The following is a 14569-nucleotide window of genomic DNA, read 5'->3' as shown; positions in this document are numbered from 1 at the left end:
CATCGTGCCGCCGAACTGCCTGTCTGGCTGCACAGATACAATTGGCATCGTCCACATGGCAGCCTAAAGTCAAAAACGCCTATCAGTCGCCTCGCCCTGATCGAGGACAACCTGTTGAAGCTCCACAACTAGGTCGTCCAGCATCACAGTGAACCGCGTACGTAGTATTTTGTCGTAGGCGGCATTCTGGATAGCCGGATACGGGCTCTTCACCCGCTGCACCACCGATTGCGGGATGATGTCGCGAGAAACATTCACGGATTTCGTGAAAAAAGTGTACCCGCCGAAGAGCCCTACTCGCGGGGGCGGTGCAGCACCACCTCGGTGTCACTGCTCGTGTTCATGCGATGGACTAGGCCGGCCAGCTGTTGACGCAGCTCGCGGTAGTTGTAAGTCTCACCCGTGTAGACGAGCACCAAGTCAGGTCGGCCATCCCCCTGGAGCATCCTCGGCTGGCGGCCGCCCTGGATATCGATGATTGCCAGGCGGTGGTGTCCCAGCGCCGCAGGCCCGCCGATCCAAGTCCCCTCGTCGTCCGGACCGTGGTTCGCTATGGTGGCCGTCATATCGGCAAGCTCCCTTCGCGCATCGGGACCTCCGAGGTCTCGATTGAAGTCGATCCATTCACAGATGCCGCACAGGTTATGTCGCCGCATTTGGGCGAAGCAGATATAAGGCCAGTGGGAAACCATCGAGGCAAAGTGACGGATCTAGCCCAGCTACGATCCGCATCCGACATTGTCGGACATCGGACAGCACCGCGATTCGCTGCATAGGAAGCCTGGAGTCGCGATTTCCCCTGGGGGAATCAGCGCATGAAAGGAGAGCTGGGTCGTGTCTGCCGAAATGAGAAATTGCTCCCCCTTATTGCATCACCGAGGAATGTTACCCAGCGCGATAGACGGACATGCCCTATCTCCCCCCGTTGCAGCTGAGGGAGATAGGGGCCAGCTCTTCATTCAACCCTCATGGAGGATGATCAGCCCAGCCATTTCCATGCGCCGGCCTTCACAAGCCGTGCACCATTCAGGTTCTTTTCCTTGAAGCGCGACGATCCTTGTCAGACGTCGCAACACTTGCTGCCGAGAGCACGAGCTCTTCCTCGAGCATGCCTTGATCTGCGCCTCGAACGGCTCGCACATGCTGGGTTTCAACGACTTCGCAGAGGTTGATATTCTGCAGTGACTTCGTCTCGCTGCTGCACGGCATTGACGCTGGGAGCCATGCTCGCGTGGCGCAATTGTGCTGAAGCCGGTGCCCACGGCAACGTTTCTTAACCCGCCCCAGATCCTGGCGTTTGGCTATTTCCGACATTCGTGTCCGGCTTCGGACAAAGGCCGGGTTTGCCGAACGGAGTCGCACCCAATTTCCAGTGCTGCTTGAGCAATAATATCGACCGGCATTACTGCACAACACGAAAGTTGCTGCAAAAACCGAAGTGAACCCAAGGCATCGGGTCAATTGGCATGGCGCTTGCGACTCGGTCGATAGAACGCAGTCAAAATCACGGTTGCAGACCATGCCTACCTCTCAAAGCTCGATAAAGCACGCGAGCAAAATTCCCCGTCTCCGCGGAAGCTCGTCGCCGTTAAACGTGCCTGCTCGGGGGCGGTCTTGCACAAGACCGGTCCGAGGCAACCACGCCAAGGCGCGAGGCTGCCGGAACTGTCGACCGAAGTCGATGCCGCTTCAGTTTAACCGAAAAATGCACCGTACCACTTTGGCCTGGAAGCAAATCAATGACCTATAGAAAGAACGTTCCTCTCGTGACCTTTCGCACGCGTGTTCGCGATGAGTCGATCGGGGGGCCAAATCCTTATCAGTGGGAGAACAAGACCTCCGACGATTATTTCGGGGGCAAGCGCATCATCCTGTTCTCGCTGCCTGGCGCCTTCACCCCGACCTGCTCGACCTTCCAACTGCCCGATTTCGAAAAACTCTATGATCAATTTCTGGAACTGCGAATTGACGCGATCTACTGCGTCTCGGTCAACGATGCTTTCGTCATGAATGCGTGGGGAAAGTCCTTGGGGCTGCAGAAGATCGAGCTGATCCCAGACGGGTCGGGCGAGTTCACGCGCAAAATGGGCATGCTGGTCGCGAAGGACAATCTGGGCTTTGGCATGCGCTCCTGGCGATACGCCGCTCTGATCGACGATGGCGTGGTGGAGCAGTGGTTCGAGGAGGAAGGCTTCTGTGACAACTGCGAGACGGACCCCTATGGCGTTTCATCCCCGCAAAACGTTCTCGACAAATTGAAGGCGGCGGCATGACCCAGAAGTGGAAAGTCTCACACAACCCAAGCACACACTAGAGCCTCCTCGGCAGATCACGGTTCAACATGCATCTCTCAGCAAGCCTGCTTCAACGCCAGAAGCAACGTATGGTCTTATCGCCTCAAGCCATTGAAGCTATTCGCTTGCTGCGATTGACGCATACTGAACTCCATCAGCTCGTGCAGCAGGCACTCGAGAAGAACCCCGTTTTGAAGCCTGACCCGTTTGACGACGATTCGCCGCTGCCAGGGGTGGATCAGCGGAGCAGTCAAAGCAGAAGCGAAATCGGCGAATCGCCCATTGGCGGGCCGTCTGGCGGGCGCGGGCAATGGAAGTCGCAACGCAGTAGCGGCAACGATCGACCTGCCGTCGAGGAGTTTACCGCCCACACCGAAACATTGCACGACCATGTCGCCCGCCAGGTCGCCCTCAACCCGTTCACCCCCCAGGAGCGGCTGATTGCCGGACAGCTCGCCGCTCATCTGGAGGACACTGGCTATCTTCAGGTAAACCTTTTCGATCTGGCCAGGACGTTAAACGTTCGGCAAGCTGATGTGGAACGGGTCATCGGAATCTTGCAGCAATTTGATCCGCCGGGCATTTTTGCGCGAACTCTCAGCGAATGCCTGGAGATTCAGCTGCGCCAGCAAGACCGGTTCGACCCGGCTATGGCAGCTTTGGTCGCCAATCTCGAGATGCTTGCACGGGGGGATTTTCAGGGATTGAAGCAGCGTTGCGGAGTCGACGAGGAGGATCTCCTCGACATGAGGAACGAAATCCGCGCGCTCGATCCCAAGCCTGGAGACCGGTTCCAGTCCGGGACGCCGGAAACCATCGTACCGGACGTCTGGGTAATGCCCAAGTCCGAAGGTGGATGGCGGGTGGAGCTTGATCCGGCCACGCTGCCCAAAGTGTTGATCAACCACACCTATGTCGCCGAAATCTCGCAGCTGACCAAGCAAAATCCGGAAGGCAAAGCGTTTCTCGACAATTGCCAGGAAAAAGGGAACTGGCTGATCAGCAGTCTCAAGCAGCGCGCTAAGACGATCCTTAAGGTTGCGACCGAAATCGTGCGCCAGCAGGATGCCTTTTTTACACACGGCGCCGCCCATCTGCGGCCTCTCTGTCTCAAAAATGTCGCTGACGAGATCGGCATGCACGAGTCGACGGTAAGCCGGGTGACTTCGAACAGGTACATGTTGACTCCGCGCGGGGTGTTCGAGCTGAAGTATTTTTTCGCTGCGCCAATCGCATCCTGCGAGGGCGGCGATGCGCACTCCGCCAAAGCTGTCTGCCATCGGATCAAGGCAATCATAGCCGAAGAATCGCTCGACAAGGTACATTCCGACGAAGACATCGTTGCTCAACTCAAGGAGACCGGCATCGATGTCGCTCGCCGTACCGTCACCAAATATCGCGAGGCGATGAACATCCCTTCCTCCATACGACGGCGCCGCGATAAGCGTTTGTCCGCAGCTGCGATCAAGCGAAGTGACTAACCGACATTCGTGGTCGGCGAGAGGCGACTCTCAACTTCCTCCGGGCCGAAGCAGCTTTCGAAGTCATGGCATTCCCCGCAACTGGGTGCTGTGCATGACGAAAAGCCTTCGGCCTCACACAGCTTGCGGTAAAAGTACTTTTTCCATTTCATGTTTTCTGTGTTGCCTGCCGCCAGCGCGGGAAAATGTCTGGCAAGCAGGCGGCTGAGCTCAGCGCGATTTGAGAGGCCAAGATCCCGCCAAAGATGGTCCATGCGCATCGCACGCCGGGCGATGATCTTGGCCAAGCGGGCGCTCGCCGGGTCGGCCGGCGCAGCATGCGCTAGCAGCAGCCGGCGTAGCAGTTCCTCTTCCAGTTCCGGCTCGGGCTCGCTCAACTCCTCCAAAGCGAATACGCTGCTGGAGGTAGACGGGAAAGTTGCGGCCAAGACATCACGCAATTCGACAGACGAAAGGCCTGTCCCCTCCGTCGCCAACACCTCGCCCGCCTGGACCTCCTCAAGCGAACGTGAATGTACGCAGGGCAGCACATGCTGATCGAAGCTCCTCCCTAGCTCGGACCCACGCCATTGCGCGCTGGATAGGCAGCCATCATCGTAACGGCCGGCTTCAGCTTCCGGCATGACAAAGCGCCTTGTTGACCGCAGGGATGATCTTGTCGCCCCAGAGCTCGATCTGGCGCAGCATCGTCTTTTGGTCGAAGTCGCCCAATTGAGTCTGAACTGCGATCTGGTCCGGTTTCAAGATATCGATCTCTTCCAGCAGGCGATCAATCACGCGATTTACGCTGCCAATCGGCAAATTTTTGCGCATGGTCTCGAAGGACAGATCCTGCTGGGTCGGTGTCTCCTGCAGCAGGTAGCCATCGTGGCTCTGTTGGCGACGCTGATGCAGGGCTTCAGAAAGCCGGCGCTGGAAGCGGGCATTGTCGAGATAGCTGTTGATCTCCAACTCGTCGTGGCTGGCATAGCAGCAGCGCAGCAGCGATATCTTGACGTCGGTGACGTTCTTTTCCTCGGATGCCGCCGCCCTCTCGACTGATTCACGCAGTGTGGTCAAAGTCTCTAAGCCGTCGTGGAAGGCTGTGACAAAAAAATTGTGCCCCTCGCGGTAGGCCCGAGCCATCCGTGCGGCTCCGCCAGCGATCCAGATAGGCGGCGTCGGCTGCTGGACTGTGCGGACCGAAATCGCTGTTGGGGGGATCTTCTCATACTGGCCGTCGTGTTCGAAGACGTTTTGGTTGAGGCCCTTGAGAATGATGTCCAGGTATTCCGAAAAGACGGCCGGCGCCTCATCGATGTCCACGCCGAACCGTTCGAACTCGAACTGCTGGTATCCCAAGCCTACGCCGAGCTCGAGACGGCCGTTCGCAACGATGTCGGCGAAGCCGATCTCGGACAGCAGGCGCTGCGGTTGGTAAAGCGGCAGCACGCAGACGGCAGTGCCCAGGCGAATCGTGCTTGTCAAGCCGCCGCAGTGCGCCACCATCATCAGCGGGGATGGTATGAGGCTGTAATTGTTGAAGTGGTGCTCAGCAAACCACGCGGTGTTGAACCCAGCCTGCTCCGAAGCGACGGCCTGTTCGATGGAGTTGCGGATGACGCTTTCTGAGGATTGGTGATAGCCACGCTGGGCGGCCAGAATGAAAGTGGCAAATTCCATGATTTCTCCTCGTTATAGACACGTCAGCCGACCGGGAATGTGCTCGGCATGCGCATGCTTGGATCTCAAGCACCTCAGGTGCGTCGTGGAGCCGAGGCTTCATAATGCTCGGCCGGTCGCCCTGCGAAGGCCTGGCAATTAACCTGCGGCCTCCGCAAAACATTCGTCATAGAGCTCGCTGGCGTTTCCCGCATCACCGAACGAGGTCCAGCCGCCGTCCACGTAGAGGATCGAGCCGTTGATGTATGAGGCGTCAGACGAAGCAAGGAAGAACGATGCATCTGCGACGTCTTCTGGCCGTCCCATCCTGCCCATGGGGATGCGTCGTCCGATTGCTGTCAGGTCGATGCGGCCGGCTTTGGCCAACTGAGCAAGTGCGGGCGTGCGGATGTGGCCAGGAGCGACGGTGGCTGTCCGAATTCCGACCGGCCCGAGTTCGGCCGCCATGCAACGGGTCAGCATATCCATCCCCGCCTTGGAGGCGCCGTAGGCATGGCGCGGCGCGAACGGCAGAAAGCTGTCGATCGACCCGAGATTGAGGATCACGCCGCCCGGGCGCATAGCCTTGATCGCTTCGCGCGCGCAGGTGAAGGCGCCGGTAAGGTTGACATCCAGGACGTGTTCGAGCTGTTTCGACAGTTGCTCGATCGCAGGCACAATCCTGTCGGCGGTATCAGCACTATTGACCAGAACATCGATATACCCGAAGCGTCCCCTCAGTTCTTCGAACATCGACACCACATCGCTCTCGACGGCCACGTCCAGCGATTTCGCCAGATGCTTGCCGGGGAGCGATGTAGCCAGCTCTGCCGCTGCAGTGCCATCTTTATCAGCAATCACGACGGTGTCGCCGTTCGCGGCAAAGCGGCGAGCGACGGCCGCGCCAATGCTTTTTGCGCCACCGGTGACGAGCACGATTCGCGCATCTGTGCATTCGGCCGGACAGGAGAGCTCGGCTTGGAGCGCACCATCCACCGGCGGGTGAGCATCCCCCGGCTGGTTGAATGACATCCAGCCTCCGTCGACTGCCAGCACCGAGCCGGTGATGTAGCGCGCCTGCGTGCTGCTCAGAAAACGCACGACCCTGGCGATCTCGTCGGGGCGAGCCAAGCGCCCCATCGGCACGCGGCGGCGTATCGCCGCGAGGTCCATTTTGCCAGCGCGTGCCAGTTCTGTGACCATTGGGGTGCGGACGGAGCCCGGCGCCACCGCCGTGACGCGGATTCCTCGCATAGCCCACTCGCATGCAAGGGACTTTGTCAACGAGATCACGCCAGCTTTCGAGGCTGCGTAGGCGTTGCGCCTGGGATTGCCGACCACGCCCGCCATCGAAGCCACATTGACGATCGCACCGCCCGGCTTCATGCGCCGCGCCGCTTCCCGGGCCATAACGAATGGCCCAATAAGGTTCACTGTCACGCCGCGTCGGAAGGTATCGACAGCGGTGTCGATGATCCTATCCATCGTGGGTCCAACCGCCGCATTGTTGATGAGGACATCGATTTGCGCGAACCGTGCTTCGACCTGGCCGAAAAGTGAGAGCATGTCCTTCTCTCGCGACACATCGCACTCCAGACCGACGTGCGGCGACCCGAGATCCCGAGCCAGTTCAACCACACCACTGCCCGGAAGGTCCACCGCAACTACAGTGTCTCCGTCCGCGGCAAGGATATCGACCAGGGCACGGCCGATCCCGCCCGCAGCGCCTGTGATGATTACGGTGCGTGCTGCCAGTTTCACGAGAGCTTCTCCACGATGACCGCTTGTGATCTCAGCCCATCAACCTTGGGCGGAATGAAGGGCCGAGCCAAATCGTTGCAGTGACCGCCAGTCGCGGCCCCACACAGATGTCGTTCCCGTAGGGCGCTCATCCTCCATTCCTACCCACTTATGCAGCTCCCAGTTGGGGACCCTCGACGCCATCTTGGTCGGTGGGGATGTGACCCTTGAGCAACTGGTAGATGGGATCGTCTGGATGTGGTGCTCCAATCGGCTGTCGCCGGCCGAACCTATCTGCCTCAAGAATCGCTGGCGGGATTTGCTCCTCAACCCAATCGTAGACGACTGTCCGTTCCGCAATTCGCCACTCGTCCTGCCTCTTCTGAAACAGATCGCAGTAACGGCCGCAAAGCAGCGTCTGACGTATTTCTTGGTCTGTATCCGGTCCGCGTTGCAGCGCGGTGAAATAGCTCTCGACCGCGGCCTCTGCTGAACTGATGAAGTCGATCAGGCTGTTCGTGATTTGATGGATGTTACGGTGCCCCGGCAGACCGAGAGCAAATTGGATGAAGTCCTCTGCCGGTCCGCAATAGGGACCGTGCCTGTCATACGCTTCGGGCCAGTATGCGCTACGCAGCGCCGCCTCATCGGCGCGGTCTATCCCGCGGCAGTACCGATACAGGCAGTTGCGGATCGCCTCTCGGTCACGCAGTTCGGTAATTTTCGCGTGGTCGACAGGGTCTGTCGCGAATTGTATGATTGTTTTGTCCTTCCCGATGCCAGTCTGCACTTTGCGTGTGTCTCTCTCTACAACTGAGTTAGCGGGGGGCTCGTCAACTTCCAGAGCTTGTTCGGGGCAGGCTCGTACCCCTTTTGAGGCAAGCAGTTGCTCCCCATCGGCAACATCAATATCACCGGGCAAGATGTAGCCGGCGTCATCAAGCTTGAAGACTCTCGGCGCCCGCGCCCAGCAGCGCGCATGACCCTGGCATCTGGCTTTATGTACGACGACACGCATAGCGAACTCCAATGTCGTTGGCTGAAACTTCAGGACCATTCCAGGATCAGATTCTCGATCCCGAACACATGGCCGCCGAAGGTGATAGGTTCAGTCCCTGTCTTGATCCGAAAGGCTGGGATGCGCGCCAGCCACTCCTCCAGGCCAATGACAATCTCCCGCCGGGCAAGGTGTGAGCCAAGACAACGATGGGGACCATAGCCAAAGGCAGCGTGCCGGTTGTCCTCGCGCGCCAGATCGATCTCATTCGGGCATTCGAATTCCGCCGGGTCACGATTGGCAATCATCGTGGCACAGGAAACATAATCTCCCTTGCGGATCGGCGCGCCTTTGAAGTCGACATCCTTCGTTGCCACTCGGATCATCTGAATGGTCGAATAGGCGCGCAGCAATTCTTCCGCAGCGACGGCAATCCGGTCAGGTTCGCTTCGTAGCAATTCCTGATCTTTGGGGTTGCGCGCGAGATGGGCCAAGTCGAAGCATATGGCTGCTGAGACCGTGTCGAGTCCCGCGACGAACACAAGCACGCCGATGCCACGGACTTCTTCGTCACTGAGCAGACGACCCTCGACCTTTGCCTTCACGATGAAGGTCATGAAATCATCGACCGGCTCCTTGCGGCGCTCGGTGGCAAGTTCGTCGATGAAGGCCACGATCGTCCGGGCTGCGGGTGGTCGTTGCTCCTTATCGCCGTGGAGCAGATCTCTAGCCCAGCCGACAAATGTTTCTAGTCCGTTGTCCGAAAGCCCAATAAAGCGAAGGAAGATATTGACCGCGAACGGAACTGCAAAATCCTTCATGATGTCGCAGCTCGTGCCTGATGCGGCGATCCTGTCGATCAGCTTGATCGCTCGTTCCCGGACAGCCGGCTCCAATGCCATTACCCGCTTTGGCGAAAGCAGCGGATTGAGCAGTGAGCGAAAAACACCGTGGAATGGCGGATCGAGCTCAAGCGGGATCATCGGCCAGCTCTCGCCGAGCACAGAGGCGAAGATGCTGCGATGGCTGGAAAACGTTTCGGTGTCCTGCAGCACCCGGCGCTGGTCGCTCGCGCGAGTGATGACCCAGGTACCCCGACCGTCGCGCGTGTTGCTGGTTGAATAAAAGATCGGAGGCCCGGCATGAACGCAAGCAACCGCTGCATGCGGATCCCCGTTAGCCGTCGGCAACATGCCGGGCGACGTAAACAGGTTGAAGTCCCTCACCATTTCGGGCGGGACATGATCTGGAACCGGCCGCGATTTAACCGCGCCAGAATCGAGAGACCGTTCATGAGATGCTGTCGGCATTTGCATGCAATCGTCGGTGCAAGCTCCGTGCCGAATTCGTCTTTCGATAATCCTTGCCGTTTGCTGGGCAACAGGTGGCGCCTGCGCTGACTTGCTGGTCGGGATTGCAACATTCTTGTCCAGCGTCGGACACAGAATGTAGAATGCTAGACAGCGACTTGGAGCAACTCAACTGGTGGGATCGCTAGCCGATCATGTGCCCGGGGAGCATCCAGTTCGAAAGCTTGCGCTAAGCGGCTTGGTGACTTGGCCGAGGTCACCAGGTGGAAACGACCAACACTTGGGGTGAGCCTAGTGGCGCTCCCCTCGATGATGTCTGGCGGGGTGGTTAGCCGCCTCCGTAGGACAAGATCAGTCTACACGAATGGACTATAGCCTCTCCTCGCATGCCTCATTGGCCGTCCTTCAGAGCCGGCCACACGAGCTTTTGTCTTTCAGCAGGGCGTTTTTCTCGCCAGCTACAGAGCCACACCGACGCCATTAATGAGCGTCCAGTCGACGGGTTGGATGGCCCTGTCCATCTTGCCCAGCACCTTGGCTTAGCATTTGCCGGTGCGGCGGAAGCCTTCAAGACGCAGTTCTTGACCTTCTCCAGATCAGCCTCGGATGGATATCGGCAAGGGTTCAGCTCGTCCTTTTGAACTTGCGCATCTTCGTGTTGGCCAACCCCAGGCCGCCCGACATATTTGCGGTCTATCCGGCACCTCAACTTCGAACAACCTTGCGGCAAGCTCTTGGGATAGCCCACGCTCGTGCCTCCACCACCCGCTCAGCAGAGCCAGATTTGTCGTTGATGGCACGGAACTTGCGGAGTCATTCGCAGATGCGTCACGGACCGAGAGTGTCGTCCCATGAATTCGATCACCAAAAAGGCCGCCCGACGTTGCTGGGACCGCCTGCAATTACCTTATCCCAGAATTGGGAGCAACGGCTTCAAAAGGGATAACTCATCACCTCAATTTTGTCGATCGCGCGGCCATCGAACCGCAGCCATCGATCAGACTTCCGCCTCGTTGCACTCATTGCGACCGCCTTGGTGCTTGCGACAACCGCTCAATTCTGGCTGCCAGGATAACCACATATGGCGACGGAACTTCCTGCTTCAAAGCAATATAGAGATCGTCGATCATCCCCCCATCAAGGCCTCGATCGAGGACACCGCGTTCGGCTTGCTTGGTTCGCAGTGAACAGACCGCACTTCGACGAATGCGATCGATGCGACCGCGCCGAGAACTCTCCCGCATTGTCGACGGTTGGGTCCGTCGGCCCTCCGATGAGGCCTCGGATGCGTCGGGCTCCGAGGCCTCGACTGATGCCGACTGGCCGCCGCCGGAAGGTCTCGCGGCTTTGATCCCCGGCGATGTAGCCACCCCTGCTGCAACAGCTCCTAGCCGGAGAACTCATTCATGACCGAATCGGCGACAGATTTAGTGGACGCGGCTTTGTTCGACCGAGATCGGCTTGACCCAGAAAGTCCCTATCAACGTTCTGGCCCTGCATGGGGTGCCATCATTTCGCTTTCCTTCGGCACCTTCGGGCTTGTGACGGCAGAGTTTCTGCCCGCCAGCGTTCTGACACCGCTCGCGCATGATCTCCGTATCACCACGGGCACGGCTGGACAGGCGCTAACAGCGGCCGCAATCGTCGCGGCGATCTCGGCACCGATAATCGCCATCGTGACAAAGCGTCTGGACCGCAGGGTCGTCATCTGGGCGATGACGCTCCTGCTGATCCTGTCGAACGTTCTGGCGGAGGTTGCGGGGTCGCTGCCGGTTTTGCTGGCGGCACGCGTCGTCCTTGGCATATCGCTTGGTGGTTTTTGGTCAATTTCGGCAGCGTTGGCGATGCGGCTGGTTCCAAGTCACCTCATGCCGCGCGCCATGTCGGTCATCCTCACCGGCGTTTCTGTCGCCTCCGTCTGCGCGGCTCCAATCGGCGCTTATGTCGGTGACATTTGGGGATGGCGAGCCTCGTTCAAGGTCGCCGCAATCGTGAGTGCCGTTGCGCTGCTCGTGCAACTCGTAACCATTCCGCCACTGCCTCCGATCGAAGTGCGCAGATTCCGCAGTCCGCTGGATGTCGCGAAGAATCCGGCGATGAAGGTTGCGGTGCTAGTCGTGCTATTGGTCGCTTCCGGCCATTTTGCCAGCTTCGCCTACATCCGCGCCTTTCTCGAGAGCGTTCCTGCGCTCGACAAGAAGTCAATCCCGCTCGTGTTCCTTGCTTTTGGCACGGCCGGCGTCTTCGGCAATTTAGCCGGCGCATTCCTCACCAAACACAGTCTCAAGGCGGTCGCGGCCCTGCCGCCCCTGCTCATTGCCGTAGCCGCTGTCTCGCTCCTGACCATGAGAGCATCGGCCTTGACCTCGGCAATTGCAGTTGCCGTATGGGGCTTTGCTTTTGGCGCGGTCCCGGTCGGATTGCAGACATGGATGGTGCTACGCGCCGCTCCGAAACAGGCCGAGAGCGCTGGTGTACTGATGGTCATAACCTTCCAAGTGGCCATCGCAGCCGGCACAACTTGCGGTGGCCTATTGGTGGATCACACGGGTATTGCCAGTGTCTTTGTCTACAGCGCGGTTGCCACGTTCCTCGCTGTCTTGACAGTATTTTTGCTCGGCCCGAACCGCAAAACCTGACCGCCTGGTGGGGAGTGACGGTCGGCGGCGTTCACGCTATTGTCACCTCTGAGCTCGGCCCAAAGGCCGCGGCTTCGTCGTAACCATGCGGTCGATGGGGCAGCGCCAAATTGCTTCCTGCTCATCGCGTTGCGATAATACAGCGCGCTTATTGCGTCATCGTGTCCCCGGTCTCGGCTTCAATGCCCGGCTACTGGCTGCGGAGGCAGATGGGCGCCGGCGTCCCACCGACGACGATCGGTCTTTTCTCATGTAGCTGTCGGGGAAACGAGGCAGGTTTTCCGCCAGAACCCGCCAGTCGTCGCGCTCGCGTTCGCCTTCCTTGCGCGCACCGAACAACTGGATGATGATCTTGCCGTCGGACCCATATGCTTCGAGCGAGGTGACGTGACTGTCATTGGTCGGCTTGCGCACGGCCCAAACCTCACGGATTTGGTGGGTCCTGAGATGCAGCCGGAACGTTTCGTCCAGCACATGGATGCACGGCCCGATCTGCTTGACCGACTTGATTAAGCCGGAATGGGTCTGGATAGAACCTCGGTTGCCGACGAAGCACATGATCGGCAATTCGTCTTCGGCCGCACGCTGGAGCACGGCGCCAACTGCGGCATTGTCGAGCAGCCAAGCGTAATCCTGGCCGACCATGCGCAAAGCCTGGCAGCGGCTGAGCTTGAGCGTCTTTAGAAGGTTGACGTCAGTCAGCCGGCTCCAGTACTCGCGTAGGTCGTCCACCGTGCCGGCCCAGTCCGCAGTCCTCGCGCCCAGGTCGGCTACTCTCGCCTTAAGCGACATGGTCGGCTCCTGGTTGGCGGATACGAGCTCGGCCACCAGCTTTCGATAGGCATGAAGGTTGGAGACCGGCCTGAGATGCACCTTATGCACTGCTGCGCCGGCGGCGTCGAAGAATTGCAAACTGCGCTGGATTCCGCCGCGATGGCGCCTTTCAACAGCGAAACCATACCTCCAAGCCTGCGGGAAGACGCGAAGGTCGAATTCGTCACCAAGGACCATGGCGTGATTGTTGCCGGTTATCACTCTGTTGAAGACGCCAATCTTTTCGTGCACGGCACCTTGATTGCGGGTCAGCGCCGTCACTTCGCCCACGAATTCGAGGCCCGTCAGAAGGTGATTGACGCGCGGGTCGATGCGTGCCGCGCCGAAACCGCAATGGGCCGCGACCAGTTCCGCTTCCGAAATGGCCAATTGGGCGGCGAAATCACGCGCGGGAATGTTCGGACAGACTTCCCACGCACGCCGGATTTCGTTGGGCGACCGCTTCTTGCGCTGATCCATGTTTTTACCCCTGCCCCGTTCTTCTTTTGACGATCGATCGAAAAACGGGCCTCAGGGATGTGCACGGCGGACGCGATCGATCGTCAGGCACATGCCAGTCGAATCCTGTCTCCGGGCGGTCAGCGGCCAATCGCCGGTAGCGAGCGATTGTTGGGTGGTCGGCGCCAATCGGCCGATCGAGCATTCGGGTACCACCGGCGGTGCTGCTTTCCCACCAAGGCGGGTCTGATGGATCATATTGCTTTCCTTCGTTCTTCGATTGCGAGGGCAACCCAAAGGTGAATCGGCCGGCAATTTTGCCGCCGCAACGAAGGCTTCACAAAAATCGTGCCAGTTGCTCCGCGGCAAGCTCTGAACATCTTTGGCTCTGTTCATTGCTTTACGCGTGAGTGCATCGCGAACTCAGGCGCCCTTCCTGTGACGCGGACGCGACAAACCCGACAGTAAGTGTCGGTTGTCGGACGTCTCCCCAGCAATCGAGCATAAGAGACGTCGGGATGTCCTACGGTTTTTGACACGTCTTCCCTTTGGCACGGTCCATGCGAGATGATCCACGAAAACGCCGGACCGAGGAGAAATCGAGCCATGATTACGCTCACCGACAACGCTGTTGCCGCCATCAAGGCCGCTCTTTACCGCGCCAGCGAGCCGGCGGAAGGATTTCGCATCATGGTCCATGCCGGCGGCTGCGCCGGCTTCCAATACTCAATGGGCCTGGAGAGCGTCTCACGTGAGGGCGATGCGATCATCGAGCGAGATGGGCTCAAGGTGTTCATGGATAGAGGCTCCCAACCCCATGCCGCCGGCATGACCGTGGACTTCGTCACTGGGCTCGAAACATCCGGCTTTGTTTTCGATAACCCCAATGCGCGTGAGACGTGCGGCTGCGGCAAGTCCTGCAAATGATTGCGAGGGAACAGGCTATGTTCGACTATAGCGACGCCAAGGAATACTGCGTCGAACCGGTAACCGCCGGCGCTCTGGAACCGGCCGACACGCACTGTCGGCCCGGAACAATTGCGTTCGGTGATGCACCAAATCGCGATCATCGATCGTTGCCGTGGGCAAGCAAACAAAATTGCCCGAAACAGCTGAATTCCCGGCGGATGCCGCCACCAAAGGGCAATGTCGACAGCGACCGGTCAGCCAAGCCATCGCTCCCCCGGCCGCCCAC

11 protein-coding genes and 3 pseudogenes are annotated in these 14569 nt (G+C 59.1%); 5 read left to right on the top strand and 9 right to left on the bottom strand.

The annotated features are described in order from the left end of the window. A pseudogene (locus EOA22_RS00920) lies at positions 1 to 132 on the top strand (IS481 family transposase); the annotation flags it as partial. Positions 133 to 293: 161 nt separating this feature from the next. Here EOA22_RS00920 and EOA22_RS00915 read toward each other — a convergent pair. After that, a complete protein-coding gene (locus tag EOA22_RS00915; RefSeq protein WP_063169378.1) occupies positions 294 to 692 on the bottom strand; it encodes a hypothetical protein in 399 nt (132 codons plus the stop codon). A 1047-nt stretch (positions 693 to 1739) separates the two neighbouring features. On the opposite strand from EOA22_RS00915, the gene EOA22_RS00910 reads away from it, so the two are divergent. Then, positions 1740 to 2273 (top strand): peroxiredoxin, encoded by a 534-nt coding sequence (locus EOA22_RS00910; protein ID WP_063169380.1) that lies wholly within the window; start codon positions 1740 to 1742, stop codon positions 2271 to 2273. A gap of 68 nt (positions 2274 to 2341) precedes the next feature. Beyond that, complete coding sequence (gene rpoN, locus EOA22_RS00905; protein WP_063169381.1) at positions 2342 to 3775, top strand: RNA polymerase factor sigma-54; 1434 nt, start codon at positions 2342 to 2344, stop codon at positions 3773 to 3775. On the opposite strand, the gene EOA22_RS00900 is transcribed toward rpoN, so the two are convergent. From EOA22_RS00900 to EOA22_RS00880, 6 genes and pseudogenes are all read right to left on the bottom strand, one after another. Then, positions 3772 to 4398, bottom strand: a complete 627-nt coding sequence (locus EOA22_RS00900; protein WP_063169382.1) for a nitrogen fixation protein NifQ — start codon at positions 4396 to 4398, stop codon at positions 3772 to 3774. The genes rpoN and EOA22_RS00900 overlap by 4 nt on opposite strands. Continuing rightward, a complete protein-coding gene (locus tag EOA22_RS00895) occupies positions 4385 to 5437 on the bottom strand; it encodes an LLM class flavin-dependent oxidoreductase (protein ID WP_063169383.1) in 1053 nt (350 codons plus the stop codon). Before EOA22_RS00895 ends, EOA22_RS00900 begins: the two co-directional genes overlap by 14 nt. Before the next feature lie 138 nt (positions 5438 to 5575). Further along, positions 5576 to 7177: an SDR family oxidoreductase gene (locus EOA22_RS00890; RefSeq protein ID WP_063169384.1), complete on the bottom strand. Its 1602-nt coding sequence runs from the start codon at positions 7175 to 7177 to the stop codon at positions 5576 to 5578. A 148-nt stretch (positions 7178 to 7325) separates the two neighbouring features. Beyond that, on the bottom strand, positions 7326 to 7913 hold the full coding sequence (locus EOA22_RS00885) for a nuclear transport factor 2 family protein (protein WP_050580531.1): 588 nt from the start codon (positions 7911 to 7913) through the stop codon (positions 7326 to 7328). A gap of 138 nt (positions 7914 to 8051) precedes the next feature. Continuing rightward, positions 8052 to 8174 (bottom strand): annotated as a pseudogene (locus EOA22_RS38530) (ferredoxin); the annotation flags it as partial. A gap of 29 nt (positions 8175 to 8203) precedes the next feature. Further along, positions 8204 to 9382: a cytochrome P450 gene (locus tag EOA22_RS00880; RefSeq protein ID WP_063169385.1), complete on the bottom strand. Its 1179-nt coding sequence runs from the start codon at positions 9380 to 9382 to the stop codon at positions 8204 to 8206. Positions 9383 to 10869: 1487 nt separating this feature from the next. Between EOA22_RS00880 and EOA22_RS00875 the strand changes: the two genes are divergently transcribed. Then, positions 10870 to 12102 (top strand): MFS transporter, encoded by a 1233-nt coding sequence (locus EOA22_RS00875; protein ID WP_063169386.1) that lies wholly within the window; start codon positions 10870 to 10872, stop codon positions 12100 to 12102. 261 nt (positions 12103 to 12363) lie between these two features. Here EOA22_RS00875 and EOA22_RS00870 read toward each other — a convergent pair. After that, positions 12364 to 13395: pseudogene (locus tag EOA22_RS00870) on the bottom strand (ChuX/HutX family heme-like substrate-binding protein); the annotation flags it as partial. Positions 13396 to 13446: 51 nt separating this feature from the next. Next, positions 13447 to 13770, bottom strand: a complete 324-nt coding sequence (locus EOA22_RS00865) for a hypothetical protein (RefSeq protein WP_126066777.1) — start codon at positions 13768 to 13770, stop codon at positions 13447 to 13449. A gap of 210 nt (positions 13771 to 13980) precedes the next feature. Between EOA22_RS00865 and EOA22_RS00860 the strand changes: the two genes are divergently transcribed. Beyond that, positions 13981 to 14301: an iron-sulfur cluster assembly accessory protein gene (locus EOA22_RS00860; protein ID WP_029356570.1), complete on the top strand. Its 321-nt coding sequence runs from the start codon at positions 13981 to 13983 to the stop codon at positions 14299 to 14301. Positions 14302 to 14569: the final 268 nt, after the last annotated feature.

Source organism: Mesorhizobium sp. M7A.F.Ca.US.014.04.1.1 (genome assembly GCF_003998745.1).
GTDB classification, from domain to species: Bacteria; Pseudomonadota; Alphaproteobacteria; order Rhizobiales; family Rhizobiaceae; genus Mesorhizobium; species Mesorhizobium ciceri.
Note: the sequence above shows the minus strand (reverse complement) of the source record. Positions and strands in the feature narration are given on the sequence as shown.

Bases quoted from the DNA above. Each gene is read 5' to 3' on its own strand.
- rpoN (WP_063169381.1), top strand. From the start codon at position 2,342: ATGCATCTCTCAGCAAGCCTGCTTCAACGCCAGAAGCAACGTATGGTC.
- EOA22_RS00895 (WP_063169383.1), bottom strand. From the start codon at position 5,437: ATGGAATTTGCCACTTTCATTCTGGCCGCCCAGCGTGGCTATCACCAA.
- EOA22_RS00860 (WP_029356570.1), top strand. From the start codon at position 13,981: ATGATTACGCTCACCGACAACGCTGTTGCCGCCATCAAGGCCGCTCTT.
- EOA22_RS00900 (WP_063169382.1), bottom strand. From the start codon at position 4,398: ATGCCGGAAGCTGAAGCCGGCCGTTACGATGATGGCTGCCTATCCAGC.
- EOA22_RS00880 (WP_063169385.1), bottom strand. From the start codon at position 9,382: ATGGTGAGGGACTTCAACCTGTTTACGTCGCCCGGCATGTTGCCGACG.
- EOA22_RS00875 (WP_063169386.1), top strand. From the start codon at position 10,870: ATGACCGAATCGGCGACAGATTTAGTGGACGCGGCTTTGTTCGACCGA.
- EOA22_RS00915 (WP_063169378.1), bottom strand. From the start codon at position 692: ATGGTTTCCCACTGGCCTTATATCTGCTTCGCCCAAATGCGGCGACAT.
- EOA22_RS00910 (WP_063169380.1), top strand. From the start codon at position 1,740: ATGACCTATAGAAAGAACGTTCCTCTCGTGACCTTTCGCACGCGTGTT.
- EOA22_RS00865 (WP_126066777.1), bottom strand. From the start codon at position 13,770: ATGAACAGAGCCAAAGATGTTCAGAGCTTGCCGCGGAGCAACTGGCAC.